16 protein-coding genes are annotated in these 17,532 nt (G+C 46.3%); 9 read left to right on the top strand and 7 right to left on the bottom strand.

All coding sequences use genetic code 11. The features are described 5' to 3' along the window. The first annotated feature begins 111 nt into the window (after positions 1-111). Positions 112-363 carry a hypothetical protein gene (locus T3H97_RS18970; RefSeq protein WP_025723818.1) on the top strand — a complete coding sequence of 84 codons (252 nt, stop codon included), beginning with the start codon at positions 112-114 and terminating at the stop codon, positions 361-363. A gap of 406 nt (positions 364-769) precedes the next feature. Further along, positions 770-2,383 (top strand): cellulase family glycosylhydrolase, encoded by a 1,614-nt coding sequence (locus T3H97_RS18965; protein ID WP_328800571.1) that lies wholly within the window; start codon positions 770-772, stop codon positions 2,381-2,383. 321 nt (positions 2,384-2,704) lie between these two features. Here T3H97_RS18965 and T3H97_RS18960 read toward each other — a convergent pair whose 3' ends face one another. Continuing rightward, the gene (locus T3H97_RS18960) at positions 2,705-3,709 is read right to left on the bottom strand and encodes an LLM class flavin-dependent oxidoreductase (RefSeq protein ID WP_328800570.1); all 1,005 of its coding nucleotides are present in this window, start codon (positions 3,707-3,709) and stop codon (positions 2,705-2,707) included. A 152-nt stretch (positions 3,710-3,861) separates the two neighbouring features. Here T3H97_RS18960 and T3H97_RS18955 point away from each other — a divergent pair, with 152 nt between their 5' ends. Then, the gene (locus T3H97_RS18955) at positions 3,862-4,185 is read left to right on the top strand and encodes a DUF3817 domain-containing protein (protein WP_025723814.1); all 324 of its coding nucleotides are present in this window, start codon (positions 3,862-3,864) and stop codon (positions 4,183-4,185) included. A gap of 129 nt (positions 4,186-4,314) precedes the next feature. Here the strand turns inward: T3H97_RS18955 and T3H97_RS18950 are convergent, their stop codons facing one another. Together T3H97_RS18950 and T3H97_RS18945 are read right to left on the bottom strand one after the other, a co-directional pair. Beyond that, complete coding sequence (locus T3H97_RS18950) at positions 4,315-5,265, bottom strand: acetylxylan esterase (RefSeq protein ID WP_328800569.1); 951 nt, start codon at positions 5,263-5,265, stop codon at positions 4,315-4,317. Positions 5,266-5,301: 36 nt separating this feature from the next. Continuing rightward, positions 5,302-5,565: a YkgJ family cysteine cluster protein gene (locus T3H97_RS18945; RefSeq protein WP_013311446.1), complete on the bottom strand. Its 264-nt coding sequence runs from the start codon at positions 5,563-5,565 to the stop codon at positions 5,302-5,304. 296 nt (positions 5,566-5,861) lie between these two features. Between T3H97_RS18945 and T3H97_RS18940 the strand changes: the two genes are divergently transcribed. Then, positions 5,862-6,119, top strand: coding sequence for a GlsB/YeaQ/YmgE family stress response membrane protein (locus T3H97_RS18940; RefSeq protein WP_025686368.1), 258 nt, complete (start codon positions 5,862-5,864; stop codon positions 6,117-6,119). Between the two features lie 128 nt (positions 6,120-6,247). Here T3H97_RS18940 and T3H97_RS18935 read toward each other — a convergent pair whose 3' ends face one another. Then, positions 6,248-7,549 carry an MFS transporter gene (locus T3H97_RS18935; RefSeq protein WP_328800568.1) on the bottom strand — a complete coding sequence of 434 codons (1,302 nt, stop codon included), beginning with the start codon at positions 7,547-7,549 and terminating at the stop codon, positions 6,248-6,250. 279 nt (positions 7,550-7,828) lie between these two features. Between T3H97_RS18935 and T3H97_RS18930 the strand changes: the two genes are divergently transcribed. The 3 genes from T3H97_RS18930 to T3H97_RS18920 all read left to right on the top strand — a co-directional run bounded on the left by T3H97_RS18930 (position 7,829) and on the right by T3H97_RS18920 (position 10,189). Next, positions 7,829-8,680, top strand: a complete 852-nt coding sequence (locus T3H97_RS18930) for an amino acid ABC transporter substrate-binding protein (protein ID WP_328800567.1) — start codon at positions 7,829-7,831, stop codon at positions 8,678-8,680. A 73-nt stretch (positions 8,681-8,753) separates the two neighbouring features. Further along, entirely contained in the window at positions 8,754-9,422 is a 669-nt protein-coding gene (locus tag T3H97_RS18925; protein WP_165178660.1) for an amino acid ABC transporter permease, read from the top strand. 14 nt (positions 9,423-9,436) lie between these two features. Next, positions 9,437-10,189, top strand: coding sequence for an amino acid ABC transporter ATP-binding protein (locus T3H97_RS18920; RefSeq protein WP_311079347.1), 753 nt, complete (start codon positions 9,437-9,439; stop codon positions 10,187-10,189). A gap of 120 nt (positions 10,190-10,309) precedes the next feature. Here the strand turns inward: T3H97_RS18920 and T3H97_RS18915 are convergent, their stop codons facing one another. The 3 genes from T3H97_RS18915 to T3H97_RS18905 all read right to left on the bottom strand — a co-directional run bounded on the left by T3H97_RS18915 (position 10,310) and on the right by T3H97_RS18905 (position 14,466). Then, positions 10,310-11,464 (bottom strand): MFS transporter, encoded by a 1,155-nt coding sequence (locus T3H97_RS18915; protein WP_328800566.1) that lies wholly within the window; start codon positions 11,462-11,464, stop codon positions 10,310-10,312. Positions 11,465-11,726: 262 nt separating this feature from the next. Then, on the bottom strand, positions 11,727-13,007 hold the full coding sequence (locus tag T3H97_RS18910) for an ATP-binding protein (RefSeq protein ID WP_328800565.1): 1,281 nt from the start codon (positions 13,005-13,007) through the stop codon (positions 11,727-11,729). Between the two features lies 1 nt (position 13,008). Continuing rightward, positions 13,009-14,466: an RtcB family protein gene (locus tag T3H97_RS18905; RefSeq protein ID WP_250239968.1), complete on the bottom strand. Its 1,458-nt coding sequence runs from the start codon at positions 14,464-14,466 to the stop codon at positions 13,009-13,011. Positions 14,467-15,010: 544 nt separating this feature from the next. Between T3H97_RS18905 and T3H97_RS18900 the strand changes: the two genes are divergently transcribed. Both T3H97_RS18900 and T3H97_RS18895 read left to right on the top strand, forming a co-directional pair. Further along, positions 15,011-15,340 carry an ArsR/SmtB family transcription factor gene (locus tag T3H97_RS18900; RefSeq protein WP_013311437.1) on the top strand — a complete coding sequence of 110 codons (330 nt, stop codon included), beginning with the start codon at positions 15,011-15,013 and terminating at the stop codon, positions 15,338-15,340. A 29-nt stretch (positions 15,341-15,369) separates the two neighbouring features. Then, positions 15,370-17,151, top strand: a complete 1,782-nt coding sequence (locus T3H97_RS18895; protein WP_328800564.1) for a SulP family inorganic anion transporter — start codon at positions 15,370-15,372, stop codon at positions 17,149-17,151. The last annotated feature ends 381 nt before the right edge of the window (positions 17,152-17,532 follow it).

Below are 17,532 nucleotides of genomic sequence, written 5' to 3'. Positions count from 1 at the left end.
GGTTTATAATTTCAGACGGATTCAAAGGGCTTATCCCGGAATCCATGGGAGTTCATCCCATCTGAGCTAGCTTACTGTATGCTCAAATATGAATTAAGCGAGGGATTTACAATGAAAACCTGCTGCACCATCCAAGTTGACGAAGACAGTTTAGTTATTGATTTGCCAGAAGAAGGAACCACGCTAGAGTCCTTGCTCGGTGATATTGAGAGCTGTGGAGGTAGTGAAGAACCTTGGCTGCAACTTATTGACAAGGTAATAGGTAACTCATCTGAGACTGTACTGACAGATCAAGCGACGGATGGCGGCGATATGAAGGAAGATCAGACGACCAAAGAGCCTCAAGCAACTGCTCAGGGGTAATAGGGAGATCATACGTTAAGACGATATTTGTAACATTATTCGATCACATATAAGATCATTTATAAGACTGCTATACCGAGCTAAGGCATCGGGAAGCAGTCTTTTTTTATTAAACAACTAAAATTCTCCAAATTTTGCAATTGGTAAATGAGTCTTTTGTCCCTTTAGTACTCTATAGTAGCCAACAAAGCAGAACACATCCCAAAACCGTGACTTCCTGTTCATTTTCTATCATAAAGTCGAAATGTAACATGAAACTAACTATAATAGTAGTATCATCCATATACAGGTAAGTGACATCGATGTTTGGACCTGATCCTCTTGTTGTATGAAGGAGGAGGCGAAAGAGCGGAGAACAACGTACTGATAAGTCTCATCTACTTTATAAAAAGAAAGGAATGTGTAAATGATGAATGGGCAATGGGTCCTGCCAAGGATCGCAAAAAGAGTAGCGGTGATGCTAACAGCAGTATTGCTATTAACGTTAACGAACGGATTCAACTGGAATACGCAAACAGCAGAGGCTGCCGGGACGACCCCTGTGGAACGTTACGGACAACTTTCAGTAAAGAATGGTAAACTGGTGGATAAAAACGGTAAACCTGTACAACTCAAAGGTATTAGCTCTCACGGCGTCCAATGGTTTGGGGATCTGGTAAATCAGGACTCTATGAAATGGCTACGGGACGATTGGGGCATTTCCGTATTCCGAGTTGCACTGTACACTGAAGAAGATGGTTATATCGCCAATCCTTCTTTGAAAAATAAAGTGAAGGAAGCGATTGAGGCAGCACAGAAACTGGGCTTGTACGTCATAATTGACTGGCACATTCTTTCAGATGGCGATCCGAACATTCATAAAAATGAAGCCAAAGCTTTCTTTAATGAATTTTCGACTCAGTACGGCCATTTGCCTAACGTAATCTATGAGCTTGCCAATGAGCCGAATGGGAATGTGAACTGGAACAATCAAATCCGACCTTATGCGTCTGAGGTATCTCAGGTTATTCGAGCTAAGGACCCGGACAATATTATTATTGTAGGAACAGGCACATGGAGTCAGGATGTACATGATGCAGCTGACCATCCACTTCCAGACAAGAATACAATGTATACCGTACATTTCTATGCGGGTACGCATGGACAGTACTTGCGCGATCGGGTCGATTATGCGCTGAACAAAGGCGTGGGCATATTTGCTACCGAGTGGGGTACAAGCGATGCTTCGGGTAACGGTGGTCCGTTCCTGAATGAATCCAAAGTATGGACTGATTTTCTTGCCAGCCGTGGAATCAGTTGGGCTAACTGGTCGCTGGCAGATAAAAATGAGACCTCTGCTGCGCTGTTGCCTGGTGCTGACCGTAAAGGCGGATGGCCTGATTCACAATTATCCGCTTCCGGCAAATTCGTAAAACAGGCGATTCTGGAAGGCTCCAGCAACATTGGTGGAGGCGGAAACAACGGTGGGGATAACGGCGGAGATGGCAACACTGGCGGTAATAACGGTGGAGGCAACAACGGCGGCGATAACGGTAACGGAGGAAGTACACCAGATAGTAACGATCAAGGAATTGTGCTACAGTATCGCACCGGTGACACAAATGCCAAGGATAACGCAATCCGTCCTGAATTTAATATCAAAAATACAGGGAAAACAGCTGTGAAGTTGAGTGATCTAAAAATTCGCTACTATTACACAGATGAAAGCAAACAAGCTCAGCAGTTTTTTGTAGACTGGGCCAGGATTGGCAATGAAAAGGTAAAAGCAACTTTTGTAACATTGCCGAAGCCAAAGGCCAAGGCTGATAAATATGTGGAGATTTCTTTTACAGATGGAGCGGGAACGATTCAGCCCGGTGGGGAAAGCGGAGAAATTCAACCCCGTATTCATGCTGCAAATTGGAGCAATTTTGATGAGACCAACGATTACTCCTATGGCGCTACCCAAAAAGCATTTGCAGACTGGGACCATGGCACTGTATATCAACAGGGTAAGCTGGTTTGGGGTATAGAACCTTAGAATTAACCGTTACTAACTTTAGCGAAACGAGTAAAGATACGGGACTTTTGGATACAATCTTTCCAAGGTTTGGAGTATTGAATATGCGCCTTTGGTATATACGAACTGGCACTTTAGGCGGAAACGACTGACACTTTAGTTTATGTTCATATACTACCAAAGTACCATACGATGTTCGACTTTTGTGGTGCTTGAATTACTTCCATAGTGCAGAGGGGTTGGTTCCAATGAACCCTTCTCTACGACAAACCCCCGCTGTTGCCATCATAGGCAGGCGGGGGTTTTTTGTGTTTCTGAAGCTCAGCCTCTGTTCAATTGCGTCTATACCAAACCAAAAGCTTTGGCCAGCAGACGGTAGGACTGAACACGTTTATCGAAGTCATGAATGGATGAAACGACCAGTAACTCATCGGTACGATACTGCTCAGCCAGTCTTAGCAGTTGTTCCTTACACTGTTCAGGGGTACCAACAACGCGCCATGCTGCGGACTGACGCAGCCGCTCACGATCCAACTCCGTGTACGGATAGGACATTGCTGTTTTCACCGACGGAAGAGAACTCATTTCTTTACCTTGCATGAGCAAAAGGAAATACAAACTAGCACTGGACGCCAGCTGCTCAGCTTCCTCTTCGGTTTCCGCGCAGGCCACCGTAACTGCTGCCATGGAATGGGGCTTATCACCCAGAATGGAAGGCTGGAATTGCTCGTGGTAACGTGCGGTAGCTTCTACACCACCTGGAGTCCCGAAAAATTGGGCAAAGGCATAGGAGGCACCCATCATCGCGGCCAATCGGGCGCTCTCTCCGCTGGAGCCAAGCAACCATAATTCAGGGACGGTCGATATCATCGGGGAGGCATGAAGACCGGCAAATCGATGATTGTCAGGCACCGAATCATGGAAGTAATCGATTAAATCGAGAATCTGCTGTGGATATTGTTCGACAGATTGGTACTTGCCTTCCTGCAGGGCACGAGTAGCCAGGGGTAAACCACCGGGAGCACGTCCTATTCCCAGGTCGATGCGTCCTGGATGGAGCGCCTCCAGCAAGCGGAAGTTTTCGGCGACTTTATACGCGCTGTAGTGTGGCAGCATAATACCGCCTGAACCCACACGAATGCGCGATGTGTGAGCAGCCAAATGCGCAATCAGCACCTCAGGGCTGGAGTGCGCTAGTGTTTTGGACGCATGATGTTCGGATACCCAATAACGGCTATATCCCAGTTGATCAGCTTCACGCGCTAAATCTGTTGTATTGGATAATGCATCCTGAGCAGTACCGCCTTCAGGAATATGAGACTGGTCCAGCATACCCAGTTTAAGCATTTATAATCACCTCTTACACAACTGTATCAGACACAACTCATTAGGTCAAAATTCAAAAATGGATAGGTTGGAGTTTGGGGACCTTTTCGTTATAATAAAGGATGTGTAAAGGATGAGAGAACATCCTTGCTTATGGAGAGGGGATTACATTTGTGTTAAGAACACCTTTGGGGCGTGTCCGACTCATGCTCTGGATTCAAGCTATAGCTTATTTGGCGATACTATTCACCCACCAGCCCCTGCAAGCTGCGGGCATGACCCAGGCGGTTATGGTGATTGGTAACATATACCGGGTGAGCTTTTTGTTGCTCCTCGTTGCTTTAATCTATGGAAAAACAGCACTGCACTGGTCTATACGGCGGCCTCTTTTTATTATGTTTGCCTCCTTCATCCCGTTTGGTCTGATGATTATGGATTTTGTTTGGGTGCGAAAATGGACAGGGGATTCGGCAGCAGAACAGCGAGCTGCATCGTAATCTTAGAAGATTTGTTTCGTGTGAGTTGTCGAGGAGTTTGTCGGGCGTAAGCGGGACTGGCCCCGATGCAGTAGAAAAGAACATTACGCAGTTTGATGCGTGGTGTTCTTTTTTTGTGCACCGGAGGAATTATGAAAAATGCTGAACTAAAAATTCTGCCGTTTTGCGTCTTTGAAAGCCTTCAACCCAATGTCCGGTAAACGGATAAATTTCAATCGTTTTCGCTGATTCAATGCGGTTATACGCGGCGAAAATCGTCTCAGGCATACACACCGTATCCTTGAACCCTACCGATACCATGATCGGGATACGAATACGATGAGCCAGATTCATCACGTCAAAATAACTTAATGTATGTAGTACCTGCTCCAAATGCTCCGGAAATCGGTTGGCGAATTCAGCTGCTTCCGTCAGTGAACTGGTAGAATTCATCATACCAAAATCCATATGACACATATTGGGGATATCCGCTACCGTAATGGCAGCTTTATCGCTAAGCGCAGCCACCATTAATGAAAGTCCGCCGCCTTGACTGGCGCCACTGATTGCGATTTTAGCCGAATCGACATCCGACTGCACCGCTACCCAATCTACGGCTCTAAGGGCATCGGTTGTAATCGTTTTGTAGTAGCAGGTATCCTTGTCCAATATTCCTTTCGTTACCCAGCCTTTAATCGTACCATGAGGATCACCCAGACGGTCTCCCGTTTCTCCTCCCTGACCACGCACATCTACCGCCAATACTGCAAAGCCAAGCATGAGCCAGGAGGAATAATCTTCAGGATAGCCTTTTCCGCCTGTATAGCCATGAAACAGAACGATACACGGCAGTTTTTGATCTCCGGCAAATCGGGGGCGTACATACCAGGCATGCAGAGGCGTATCATCGACACCCTCAAAAGTAACCCGGTAGGCAAGGATATGAGGATATGGTGTTTCTACGGGAGCTTTGAACGCACGTACAGGTTTGGTGTGGACTTCTTCCAATGTATTGGCCCAGAATAAATCTATATCCTTCGGGGCGGTAAGATCGGGCCGATATTGCTTCAATTCGGCAATTCTTTTTTCAATAACATTCATAATTAAAATTCTCCTTCATATAGAATGAACTTCTCCTTAAGCTTTACCCGGTAAAGTTGACTCCTCCAGCTCTCTCAGCAGCTCAAATGCTCTTTCATTAGTGCTTCCACACGTATCCTCATCAGCATGGAATCCACTGCATACAACTGGGCGCTCAGGTTTGCCAAACAATCGGCAACGGTAATCGGAAGTGAGCTGAGGGCAAGGAACACCAGCTGGTTTTCCATCTGGCATGCCGGGAATAGGGGAAGAAATCGTAATGGCAATACAGCACGCGGCACATCCTACTCGACACTCCAGTTGGGGTCACTCCTTAAAATCTGTTATTTTTGTAACTTATGCATGAAGTGACATTAATGAAGCCATAATGTGAGGATGGCACAAAAAAAGCAGGAATACAAGGATAAACGCATATGAGACACACTTTTCACACAAGGGGTATAAATAGTCGTAGAGGCACGTAAGATGGTATCAAGTCTCTAAATCAATGTTCCGTACTGTGGTAATATTAACCAATCGTCTTTTGTGTGTTCAAAAGGAGTTCGAGTGGTTAATAATAGAACACAACGATAAAAACTTAAACGAGGTGACGCAAAATGAGTTGGTTATGGGCATTGATTGTTGGTGGTATTATTGGTTGGTTGGCAGGAATTATTGCAGGTCGTGATGTTCCGGGTGGCGTGATAGGTAACATCATCGCTGGTTTTATCGGCGCATGGTTGGGTAGCTTGATTCTGGGAGACTGGGGTCCTGAAATCGGATCGTTCTACATCGTTCCTGCATTAATTGGTGCGATTGTGCTGGTTGTGATTGTAAGCTTGATCTTCCGTTCCGTTGGACGGAGCAGAGGCTAACTTTACGAATCGTTGAATAGAATAGCCCCAATGAGGCACAAAGCTAAAATGGAGAGAAGCTGCTTCCGCAAGGTTCGAAAATGAACCTGTGGGAGCAGCTTTTTTTGAGGAAAAGTGACGAATTTTTCCTATTGAAACCGCCTGATATGCGGAACACTTAGGACGCCAAGTACGATACACATGCCGATGGTTGCAAACATGCCAATTGTGAACAAACCACCAAGCTTGTCCGCCACAGCACCTACTGCCAGATAGCCGACAGGGAGCAGGGCAAAGGAAAACATCAGATCCAGACTAGCTACACGTCCAAAAGACTCGGCTGGGACTAATTCCTGAAGGCTTGTCTCCCAGATAATCGCAAATATCATAATGCCAAATCCTTCGAGCATCATGCTCATAATCAGTCCTGGCATCCAGGTGACTACAGACAACAGTAGTAAAGCAAGACCGCTGACAAAAGCTCCTAAGTAAGCGAGCAGACCGCGATGCTTCCAATGCTTACGTGATCCATACACAAAGGCTCCCAGCATAGCGCCAATGCCGCTACTTGCCATCGCAATGCCGTATACGATTGGATTGTAGCCATGATGAACCTTAAACAGCCACGGAATGAGTACAGCGATAATGCCTGAATAACAAATATTAATGAAGGAAAAGGCAAGAATCGTAATCCATAGCCAAGGATGGCTTTTGAGAATGGTAAAGCCTGCGATAAAATCCTTGAGAAAATGCTGTCCACCCTGATCTTGCTGTTCTGGATCTACCTGACCTTTGCCGATGATGGAGGCCAAATGAGCGCTTAACATCCAAAAGCAGGCAAAAGATATCAGATAAGCGATAGAATCCAGTCCAAAGCCGACACCCGGTGAGGAAAAAGATACAATGAAGCCTCCTAACGGAGGACCAAGTAGACGGACGGCTTGTATACTGATCTGACTAAGCGCGTTGGCTGCATTGCGTATGTCCGGTGTGAATACCTGCGCACGTAAGGCAGAATAAGCAGGATTAAAGATACCGTCCATCAATCCGTACAACGCTAGGCCAACGAATAGAAACGGCAATTTCATCCCGCCTGTAAACATCAGCACCGCCGCAATGAACATCAGTCCAAACCGGGCGATATTCGTAAACAGAAGGAGACGAATTCGGTCAATTCTGTCCACGATCATGCCTGCGAAAGGCAGAATAAGTACGTTAGGCAACATATAAACAGTCATCGCCAGTCCCATGATAGTAGTCGAGCCTGTTAGGGAATAGATAACCAGTGGCAAAATGACTGTGGTGACTGAGCTCCCCAACATTGCGATCCAATGTCCAAGCCACAACAAGGTGAACGCTTTGGATTGTTTTAAAGGTGAAGTGAAGGTAGCCCAGGCCGAGTGACTTTCTTCAGGTGAAGTAGAGGATAAGGTTGAATTTTGGGTATCCATGATCACACTCCGGTACAGATTTCAGAACGGCATATTAAAACCTATTATACGAAATCTCTAACGTAAGGGTACAGAAAAAGTTGCTGTGAGGGGAGTTATAATGAATAGCCTGCCAATGAAAGAGTCAACCTAGAATAACTAAAGGCTGCAAAAGTAAATAGCTTACCTTTTGCATAGGGATTATTGGATAAAAGCATTGACGCGTGAAAATGAATGATGTACTATTCAATGACCAGCCGTGTGCTAGGTTATCAAGAAAAGGGAAAGAGTGTGGATACCATGAAAAAATTTAGTTTTTTGCCGATTGTACTCATCGTGATGGCATTGCTGGTTTCGGCATGCGGTAACAACGATAAAGGCGCCAGTACCAATAATGCATCTACCGGAGAAAACGGATCTAATAATGGAAAAGCAGATACCACTGCTACAGCTACTCTTGAATCTGTAAAAGCAAGCGGCAAGCTAAGAATTGGCACGGAAGGCACCTATGCTCCGTTTACCTACCATGATGCTGCTGGTAAACTGACAGGCTTCGATGTCGATATTGCGACCGAAGTGAGTAAACGTCTGGGGGTACAACCGGAGTTTATCGAGACGCAATGGGACGGCATATTCGCAGGGTTGAACTCCAAGCGGTTTGACACGGTATTCAATGAAGTGTCCATTACAGATGAGCGCAAACAAAAATATGATTTCTCCGATCCGTACATTGTCTCCAAGGCCGTGCTGATCGTGAGCGAAGATAATACGGACATCCAGAAATTTGCCGATCTAAAAGGGAAAAAGTCCGGGCAATCCCTGACCAGCAACCTGACTCAAATCGCGAAAAGCAACGGTGCGGAAATTGTGGCAACAGAGGGATTCAACCAAGCCATTGACCTCCTGACTTCCAAACGGGTGGATGCGACCGTCAATGATGGATTATCCTATCTCGATCTGAAAAAGCAAAAGCCTGATGCACCCATCAAAAAGGTGGACGAATCTCCAGATGCTTCACACAGCGCAGCTGTATTCAATAAAGGCAGCAAAGATTTGATCAAGGAAGTAAACAAAGCGCTGGCTGATATGAAGGCTGACGGTACGTACCTGAAAATTTCCGAGAAATATTTTGGAGCCGACGTATCCAAATAATAAATGAAGACCCAACGTTCGCCAAGTCGAACCGAATCTTCTCAAACCTATCTTTTCAAAGGATGTCTGTACAATGGATGATCGCCAAATACAAATCATTATGGATTCATTATTGCCTCTGCTAAAAGCAGGGGTTTCTTTTACGATTCCGCTCACGCTTATCTCCTTTGCTCTTGGACTCGTGCTTGCGCTGATTACAGCGTTGGCCCGGCTGTCCAAATGGAGAATACTCAAGCTGATTTTCGGCTTCTATGTATGGGTGATTCGAGGAACTCCTTTGCTGGTGCAATTGTATATTATTTTCTATGGTTTACCTTCCGTAGGTATTACACTGGACCCGTTTATTGCTTCAGTGATCGGCTTTACCCTCAGCGTAGGGGCTTATAGCTCTGAAATTATGCGTGCGGCTATCATATCCATTCAGGAAGGCCAATGGGAGGCGGGGTACTCCCTGGGGATGACGCGCTGGCAAGTATTGCGTCGTATCGTGCTCCCGCAAGCATCCCGTGTGTCCGTACCTCCGTTGGCTAATTCATTCATCAGCTTGGTGAAGGATACCTCACTGGCTGCGACCATCACCTATGTGGAAATGTTCAGAACGGCTAACCAGATTGTAGCTACCACATACGAACCGCTATTGGTGTATACCGAGGCGGGGGTTATTTACCTGTTATTTAGCACCATATTGACTGTGCTGCAAAATTACCTGGAGAAGCGACTAGGCCGTTTTTCCGTCAGATAAAGGAGATTGTACCGGTGATCCAAATTCGGAATATACACAAATCGTTCGGCTCGCTGGAAGTGCTTAAGGGTGTTGACGTGACGTTGGGTAAGGGGAAAGTGCTTGTTATCATCGGTCCTTCCGGTTCTGGTAAAACAACGCTTTTACGCTGCTTGAATTTGCTGGAGGTTCCTGACCAAGGAGAGATCCAAGTAGGGGATATTGCACTGAATTTTGCGAAAGGAACGAAGCTCCGGCAAGAAAACATTTTGGCACTGCGCAAGCGGACAGGGATGGTATTTCAATCCTACAACCTCTTCCCGCATATGACAGCAGTACAAAATGTGATGGAGGGACAAGTCACGGTTCAGAAAAAGAGCAAGGACGAGGCGCGCAAACGTGCATTGGAATTGCTTAAAAAAGTGGGGTTGGCTGATAAAGCGGAATCCTATCCGCATCAGTTGTCGGGAGGACAGCAGCAACGTGTCGGTATTGCCCGGGCAATGGCGGTCGAACCTGAGGTACTATTGTTCGACGAGCCGACCTCCGCGCTTGACCCCGAGTTGGTAGGCGAAGTACTCAAGGTTATAAAACAGCTGGCTGCCGAAGGGATGACGATGGTCATTGTTACCCATGAAATGAAGTTTGCAGCCGAGGTCGCGGACCATGTGATTTTGATGGATCAGGGTGTAATCGTTGAGCAGGGTACGCCGCATGAGGTTCTGGAGCAGCCCACCAGTCCACGGGCTATTCAGTTTTTGAATCGTCTGAGCGGGGAAGTGGAATAAAGGGAAATACAGTATTTATTAAAATAAGCGTTTAGACTGAATAAAAGGCAGCTACAGCCGGGCATTTCAAAAATAAAGCCTTGCACCCGTAGCTGCCTTTTGCTCATCAGTTGTCCTCTTTTATTTCATTTTTAATGTAAGCAAAAAAGTAATCAACAGAATACAACAGCCTGCTATAAATGGAGCGAACAGATTTGCATCAAATAAAAATCCCGCCAGAGTGGGCCCTAAAATATTCCCAACACTCATATAGGCATTATTCATACCAGCTACATATCCTTGCTCATTCCCTGCCATCTTCGATAATTGTGTATTAAGAGCTGGACGGAGCATAGCGGTGGCAAAGAAAATAAGGGAAGTGACAAGGAAGATACTCCAAAAATCTTTGGCGAAGAGAAATAAAATATAAGCAACTGAGGTGAAAAGTAGCGATCCTTTGATCACCCTTCTTTCACCAAACTTATTGATTATCTTAGCAACAACTAATGCTTGCATACTGACTCCGATCACAGCACCTACGGTCAGAATGACAGCAATATGTTGCGCTGAAAATTGAAAACGGTTCGTTACATATAAACCAAGAACAGATTCAAAATTAGCGAGTCCAAAGGTCATCACCAGGACAAGTACAAAGAGCATCGTATATTTTGACTTCAACGATCTCGCGTATTGTTTATAAATAGATTTCTTCTGAATCATTCTTGCCCGCGCTGCTTTCATTTGCTCTTTCGATAAACTTTCTGGCAAACAAAACACTGAAAAAATAACAGCAGCTATAGCAGCACCTGTCGCTGTGTAAAGCGGCACTCTCGTTCCATATCCTGCAAGAAGACCACCCAATCCAGGTCCAATAACAAATCCGAATGACATGGCTGCGGCGAGCAGGCTGTTCCCTTTGGCGCGTTCTTCGGTTGTTGTAATATCCGCTACATATGCCATCATAGGAGGAACAATCAAGGCTGCTGCCATTCCTTCCAGAAGTCTTGAGGTATACAGCATCCATAATTCATCTCCGATAGCAAAGATAAATTTAGCTACAGCAAAAACAATGACACCTACGAGGATAAAAACTTTTCTCCCATATCGATCAGACAGCTGTCCAGTCAGGGGAGAGAGCAGGAACTGCGTTATGCCATAGGCTGCTACCAATAAACCGATTGCCCGCCCACTGGCTCCAAACTCAATGATCAGTTCCGGCAGGATGGGGGTAATTAAACCCACGCCCACCATAACAATGAAGATATTAATCATTAGAATCCCAAGTATTCTTTTCATGCAAAAAACCTCCTTATCCATTGGTTTCTGGATAGGAGGCAGACATACGAACAAGAAGATACACTGCTCCCGTCAAAGAAGCAATGCTCTTATCGTTAATACCCAAAAGCCTACACTAATCCTATCCAGAAAATTCGTAAGATTACGATTTTTTTCTTTGGTGGAATAGGATTAGTAGATCATTGGCTTAAGGTCACCCTTTCGATACTTTATTGTTTATCAATGTAACATAAATTTCTTGATAAGGCAATGAAAGGATAAATCAGAAGAACCCGACTCGTCCTTCGGCCACATTTTTTAGCCAGTCCTGCTTACGGCTCTTATCGAGCTCGCCTCGCATACCTTTGATAATCAGTTCAATATCGGCTTTTCCCTGCTCATGCCACTCCAGAGCCGTGCTGACATAAAGTTCTCCGAGCTGTGCCAGCGAAAACCCGTCAGTCATGGCTGCCGCCTTCTGTGTACCCGTTTCTCCTGCAAAAACAAGGAAGTTACGCAACTTGAGATATGCCAGTCGCAGCGCTTCGTCAGGCAAACTGATTTCATAAGCCCGGTCGAAACGCCCTGCCCGGTTCATCAGACCCGGGTCGATTTTTTCGGGATAATTGGTCGTTCCGATCAGGAAGATGCCCTCCTTGGATGTAGCACCGTCGAGGGTATTCAGGAAAAAAGAACGCACCTCCTGAGGCATGGAATCAATGTCCTCAATGACCAGCACCATCGGAGCCAGGCGAGTAGCCGCCTCGAACACCTCTTTGACCGATTCACTGGTTGTATACTCCGTAATTTGCCAGTAGGCTGCCGGACCCGGTACACTGCTGGCAATAGATTTTACAAGTGTTGTTTTACCGTTGCCTGGATGGCCGTATAGTAGAATGCCGCGCTTGTAAGGAATGTTATAAGTCTGATAGAAGGTACGATCCGCTTCAAAAAACTGATCAAGTGATCGGAAAATATCCCGTTTGATTTGCGCTTTCAAAATCACGTCATCTCGCGTAATTGCGCGGGTTATCGGCTCTGCCTGCCGAGAAAGTCCACGGCTTGTGTCGGTAAAAACGGTGACACGCTTCATATTCTGCTTACGTTCACGACCGCGTACTCCCGCGAGGAAGCCTTGCAGCTCCTGATCGCCTATCGCAAATACGTAATCTTCATTGTACACGCCATTCTCACGGAAAAAGGGAACTCGCGCCAGCGCGATGCCCCACTTGGGATAGGCGAATACATTATTACGCATCGACAGATGCACGCCGTATTCAGGAGTCGGCCCGTCATCGTCATACTGGATGGTGCGTTCCTCCAAACGATCGAAGACCCGTGCCACATGCTCCAGATCGGGGCTACCTGAACGAATGTCCTCCTCCAGCAGATCCCAATACTCAATATTGGGATCATCGCTGGCATACAGCACGTATTTTACGCCGTAGCGGTTATAGAGTGCTTCACTGATACCGTCGATCAGACGGGCATAAGCGGCATAACCGGTAATGCGTCCATCTGTACGTTCATCAAATTCGTAAATAGCTGGGATGTCTATACTCAAATTATTTGGCTCCTTTCAGGGCGGCTAGCGGCTTGCATTTGGCTACAACTGCTGCGAGTCCTGCCCCGGTGACACTTTCGATAATATCATCTACATTTTTGTAGGCTTGCGGAGATTCGTCGATAATGCTTTCCAGTGATGCCTGATTGACCACAATTTCGTCGTCTGTCCCTACACCCAGGGCCCCTGCAAAATCGTCCACACTGACGAGTCGTTTGGTCGCAGAACGCGAACGAATACGGCCTGCTCCATGGCAAATGGAGTGGAAGTTATCCTGACCGCCCGGTAAACCTACCATAATATAAGAGGCTGTCCCCATAGAGCCGGGGATCAGGGCCGGATGCCCTGTCGCCTGATAAGGCCGTGGATTGTCGGGGTGTCCTGCTGGAAGAGCACGCGTAGCACCTTTACGATGCACAAACACGCTGCCGTGATCCGGATGGGATTCCTCCCAAGCATAATTGTGCATTAGATCGTACAAAGTACGCAACTCGCACTTTGTACCAAAGACATCGCGGAAGGCTTCACGCACGGAGTATGCGATGAGATGTCGGTTCACGACGGCATAATTCAGCGCCGAATACATCATATCGACATAATGTGCAGCCTCGGGATGATCCAGCGGTGCGAATACCAGTCTTGGGTCGGAGGTACCGAGCCCGAGACGGCTCATTACCTTGGCAATGGCAGATGAACTGGCCTGGCTGACTGCTCCACCCCAAGCCCGTGATCCCGAATGAATCATCACAGCCACCTGACCGTCGAACATCCCCCAAGCTTCAGCTGTTTCGCGGTTTTCCTCCGCGATTTCAATCGCCTGGATTTCGACGAAGTGATTGCCTCCACCCAGCGTGCCGAGTTGTCGGTGGGCCCGATGCCATGTACGATCTTCGACAAGATTCAGCACCTCCTCGTCAAATGAGAACTTACTGTGCTCTACATGGGTGAGTGAGGTGGATTTCTTAGGAGTGTAGCTGTCCGGAATATATTTGTTGGGTAAGCCGTGTAGACCCTTGCGTACAATATGCTCCAGTCGGATATCCGAATAATGCCCGCGCTGATGGGCTTCCATGGGCAAGTATTTGTCGATGGTTTTGACCAGCTTACGGCGCAGCTTGGTTTCCTTCAAAGCATCCTTGTGCAGATTGGTCAAGTGTACGCGCATGCCGCAGCCAATATCACTGCCGACGATGGAGGGAGAAACATAGCCGTCCTCCATTCCCCATACAGCAGTCGTACCGATGCAGGTTCCGACGCCTACATGTACATCTGGTGTGTATCCCATATAGCGGATACCTGGAATTTGTAAATTGTTATTAGCCATCTCGAACACCTTGTAATCTAGTGATGAGAAAAGTTGCTGAGAAGCATATACGGATAGATCACCTGCCGGAAGCTTCATCAGATGGCTGTATGGTCCTTCATGCAAGGACGAGTCGGTTGTATGTTGTATATTCATATAAATGGGGAGTTCCCTTCTTCAAGTAAATTCATAAATAATTGCATAAAAGATTAAAAAACAAAAAAAGCCGCAGACTTGTCGTCTACGGCTTCCTGCACCGAAAGTGTCATTACATTTTATGATCAACACATCATAAATACGTAAAATAACCTGTTCTTCCAATAGCATAAAAAAATAAAAAAGCCTGGTTAATCACACCGTCAGACAGCGTGATATCACCCATCATGTCGCCCGAACGGGGCCGATGAGACGAAAACTCAAATATGTGGTTGTATCATGCTGCCAGTCTGTCGTTATCATGTAAAGCTCGGTCATGTCTGTCGGCCCCCTTTTCTTAAAGTTAATTGCTATGTTAATGGAAACCTGTGGAAGCTGTCAACCCCTGAAAGGTAGAAGTGTGGGAAAATGTGACTTTACTCATGGTGAAGTGTGAGTAACATCATAGTTCAATTGGCCCGAAGCTGTTATTGTACTAAATATTCAAATATTCAGATATTGTTGATCATCTATAGAACAAATCTGTGAGGGGGACGGAGCAGGCATGGAAGGAGATCTCCAGAAATTTAAGGCCGACTTTTTCAAAGCATTGGCTCACCCTCTGCGCATCCGTATTTTGGAGGTGCTGAGTGAAGGGGAACGAAATGTGAACGAGCTGCAGACTGCACTCGGTTCCGAAGGCTCTGCCGTATCGCAGCAATTGGCCGTTTTACGGGCCAAAAATTTGGTGAACAGCTTTAAGGAAGGTACATCGGTCGTGTATTCACTACGTGATCCGCTTTTGACTGAGCTTCTCGCGGTCGCGCGGCGGATTTTTGACAATCATTTGGTCGAAGCTATCTCGTTGCTGGAAGGTATACGTAACGAGAAGTAATGCTATTACAGAAAAGAAGGGTTATAGGAATGAAGTGGATAGGAAGGTTCGAAGGCTATAACGCAGGGGCTTTGCGAAAGGATCTCATTTCCGGAAGTATTGTAGCGATTGTGGCGATTCCACTCGGTATGGCGTTTGCTATTGCATCAGGAGTAAAGCCGGAGTATGGGCTGTATACGACCATTGTTGCGGGAATTTTGGTTTCGCTGCTGGGAGGGTCCAAATTCCAGATCGGAGGACCTACAGGTGCATTTATTCCGATTTTGCTGGCTATTGTCATGCAATACGGTTATGAGAACTTACTCATAGCCGGTTTTATGGCGGGCATTATGCTCATTTTAATGGGTGTACTCAGGCTGGGGGCATTGATCAAGTTTATTCCCAAGCCAGTAACGATTGGCTTTACGGCAGGGATTGCCGTAACGATATTCAGTGGTCAGATTGCTAACTTTCTCGGCTTGCGCGGGGTAGAGAGGCACGAAACTTTTCTGCCTTCCATGGCAGAGCTCATCCATCGACTTCCTTCACTGAATGTGTATAGTATCCTGACGGCTTGTATCTGTCTTGCCGCGCTTATTTTGGTGCCTAAAAAATGGCCCAAGATACCCGGCTCACTGGTTGGCCTACTCTTGTCAACGCTGGTGGCAGCTTTACTTTTTCCAGGGCAGGTGGCTACGATTGGTTCTGCGTATGGCGCAATTCCAGCATCTTTGCCTGAGCTACATATTCCTGCGATGACGTGGGATTTGATTGTGAAACTCTTGCCGCCAGCACTTGTTATTGCAATGCTGGGAGCTATTGAATCTCTGCTTTCAGCGGTGGTAGCTGACGGTATGACGGGAGCCCGGCATAACAGCAATCGTGAACTGGTTGGACAAGGGATTGCTAATTTGCTGACACCGCTGTTCGGCGGTATTCCTGCGACAGGTGCAATTGCCCGCACTGCCACAAATATCCGTAATGGTGCTGTTTCTCCTATGTCAGGTATCGTACATGGGTTCGTGGTGCTCCTCATTCTGGTGCTTTTTGCACCTTATGCATCCAATATTCCGTTGGCCAGTATGGCTCCGGTGCTAATGGTAGTGGCCTGGAATATGAGTGAGCGCAAGCATTTTGCCCACATTCTCAAAACGCGGACAGCGGATTCTATTGTGCTGGTTGTCACCTTTTTGCTAACGGTTTTTACGACGCTGACAACGGCTGTGGAGGTAGGCCTGATTCTAGCGGTTGTATTGTTTGTCAAACGTATGAGCAGTACACTTTCAGTAGACAAGGTACTTCCTGATCCTTCTGTAAAACATGAAAAAGTAGGCGCGCATATGGTCACAGATCAGCATGATTGTCCACAGGTGGCTATTTACAATGTGGAAGGCCCTCTATTTTTCGGTGCAGCTTCGGTATTGGAAAACTCAGGTGTGGGAGGTCAGACTGATCATCTGCAAGGGATTTTGTTGTTGCGTATGGGAAAGGTCCCTTTTATGGATATGACGGGAGAAGGTAACTTTACCGCATTAATTCAGAAATACCGGAAGTCTGGCGGGACGGTGCTTGTTTCTGGACTCCAGCCTCAACCGCTGGCATTACTACAGAAAACCGGATGCTACGACATGATTGGACAAAAGCATTTTTTCGAACATACAGGAGAGGCTCTTACGGCTGCCCTTGCACTGGTGAATCAGGATCAATGCTGTGGATGCAGACAAATGGCTTTCCGAGAATGTACGAGTCTGTGCCGCAGATCGCAGCAAACCAAATCTTCCTTTGCAGATGGAGCCGTTTCGGTTCCCATACCTGTAAATAGCGGCAGATAAAATTTATTGGTGAATGCCGAAAAATCTCTTCTAATCTCCGAAACCAAGTGCACAATGAAGACTTGCATTTGCTTCGAAAATGGAAGAGATTTTTCTCTTCTTAAAGAAAAAAAGGAATAAAATTCAAAAAAATGCTTGAATATCTGATTTTATGACACTATACTAGATTCAAAAGATACCATATGTTTCATTATTTTGTTTTAAATTGTATTTTAATACTTGCTATCAACCTCCTCGATCACTTCTAGTTTCTTACCCTACCTTTTTCTTCATTTTTTCACTTATCGTTTTCAAACTTGTCCACCTGTTTCTACCCGATGCTCGTTCTTTACGGTCTGCACCAAGGGTTGTTCACCTCAGAATGATGATCTATGGATTTCA

It is taken from the genome of Paenibacillus sp. LX16 (assembly GCF_036252815.1).
Classification (GTDB): domain Bacteria; phylum Bacillota; class Bacilli; order Paenibacillales; family Paenibacillaceae; genus Paenibacillus; species Paenibacillus polymyxa_B.
Note: the sequence above shows the minus strand (reverse complement) of the source record. Positions and strands in the feature narration are given on the sequence as shown.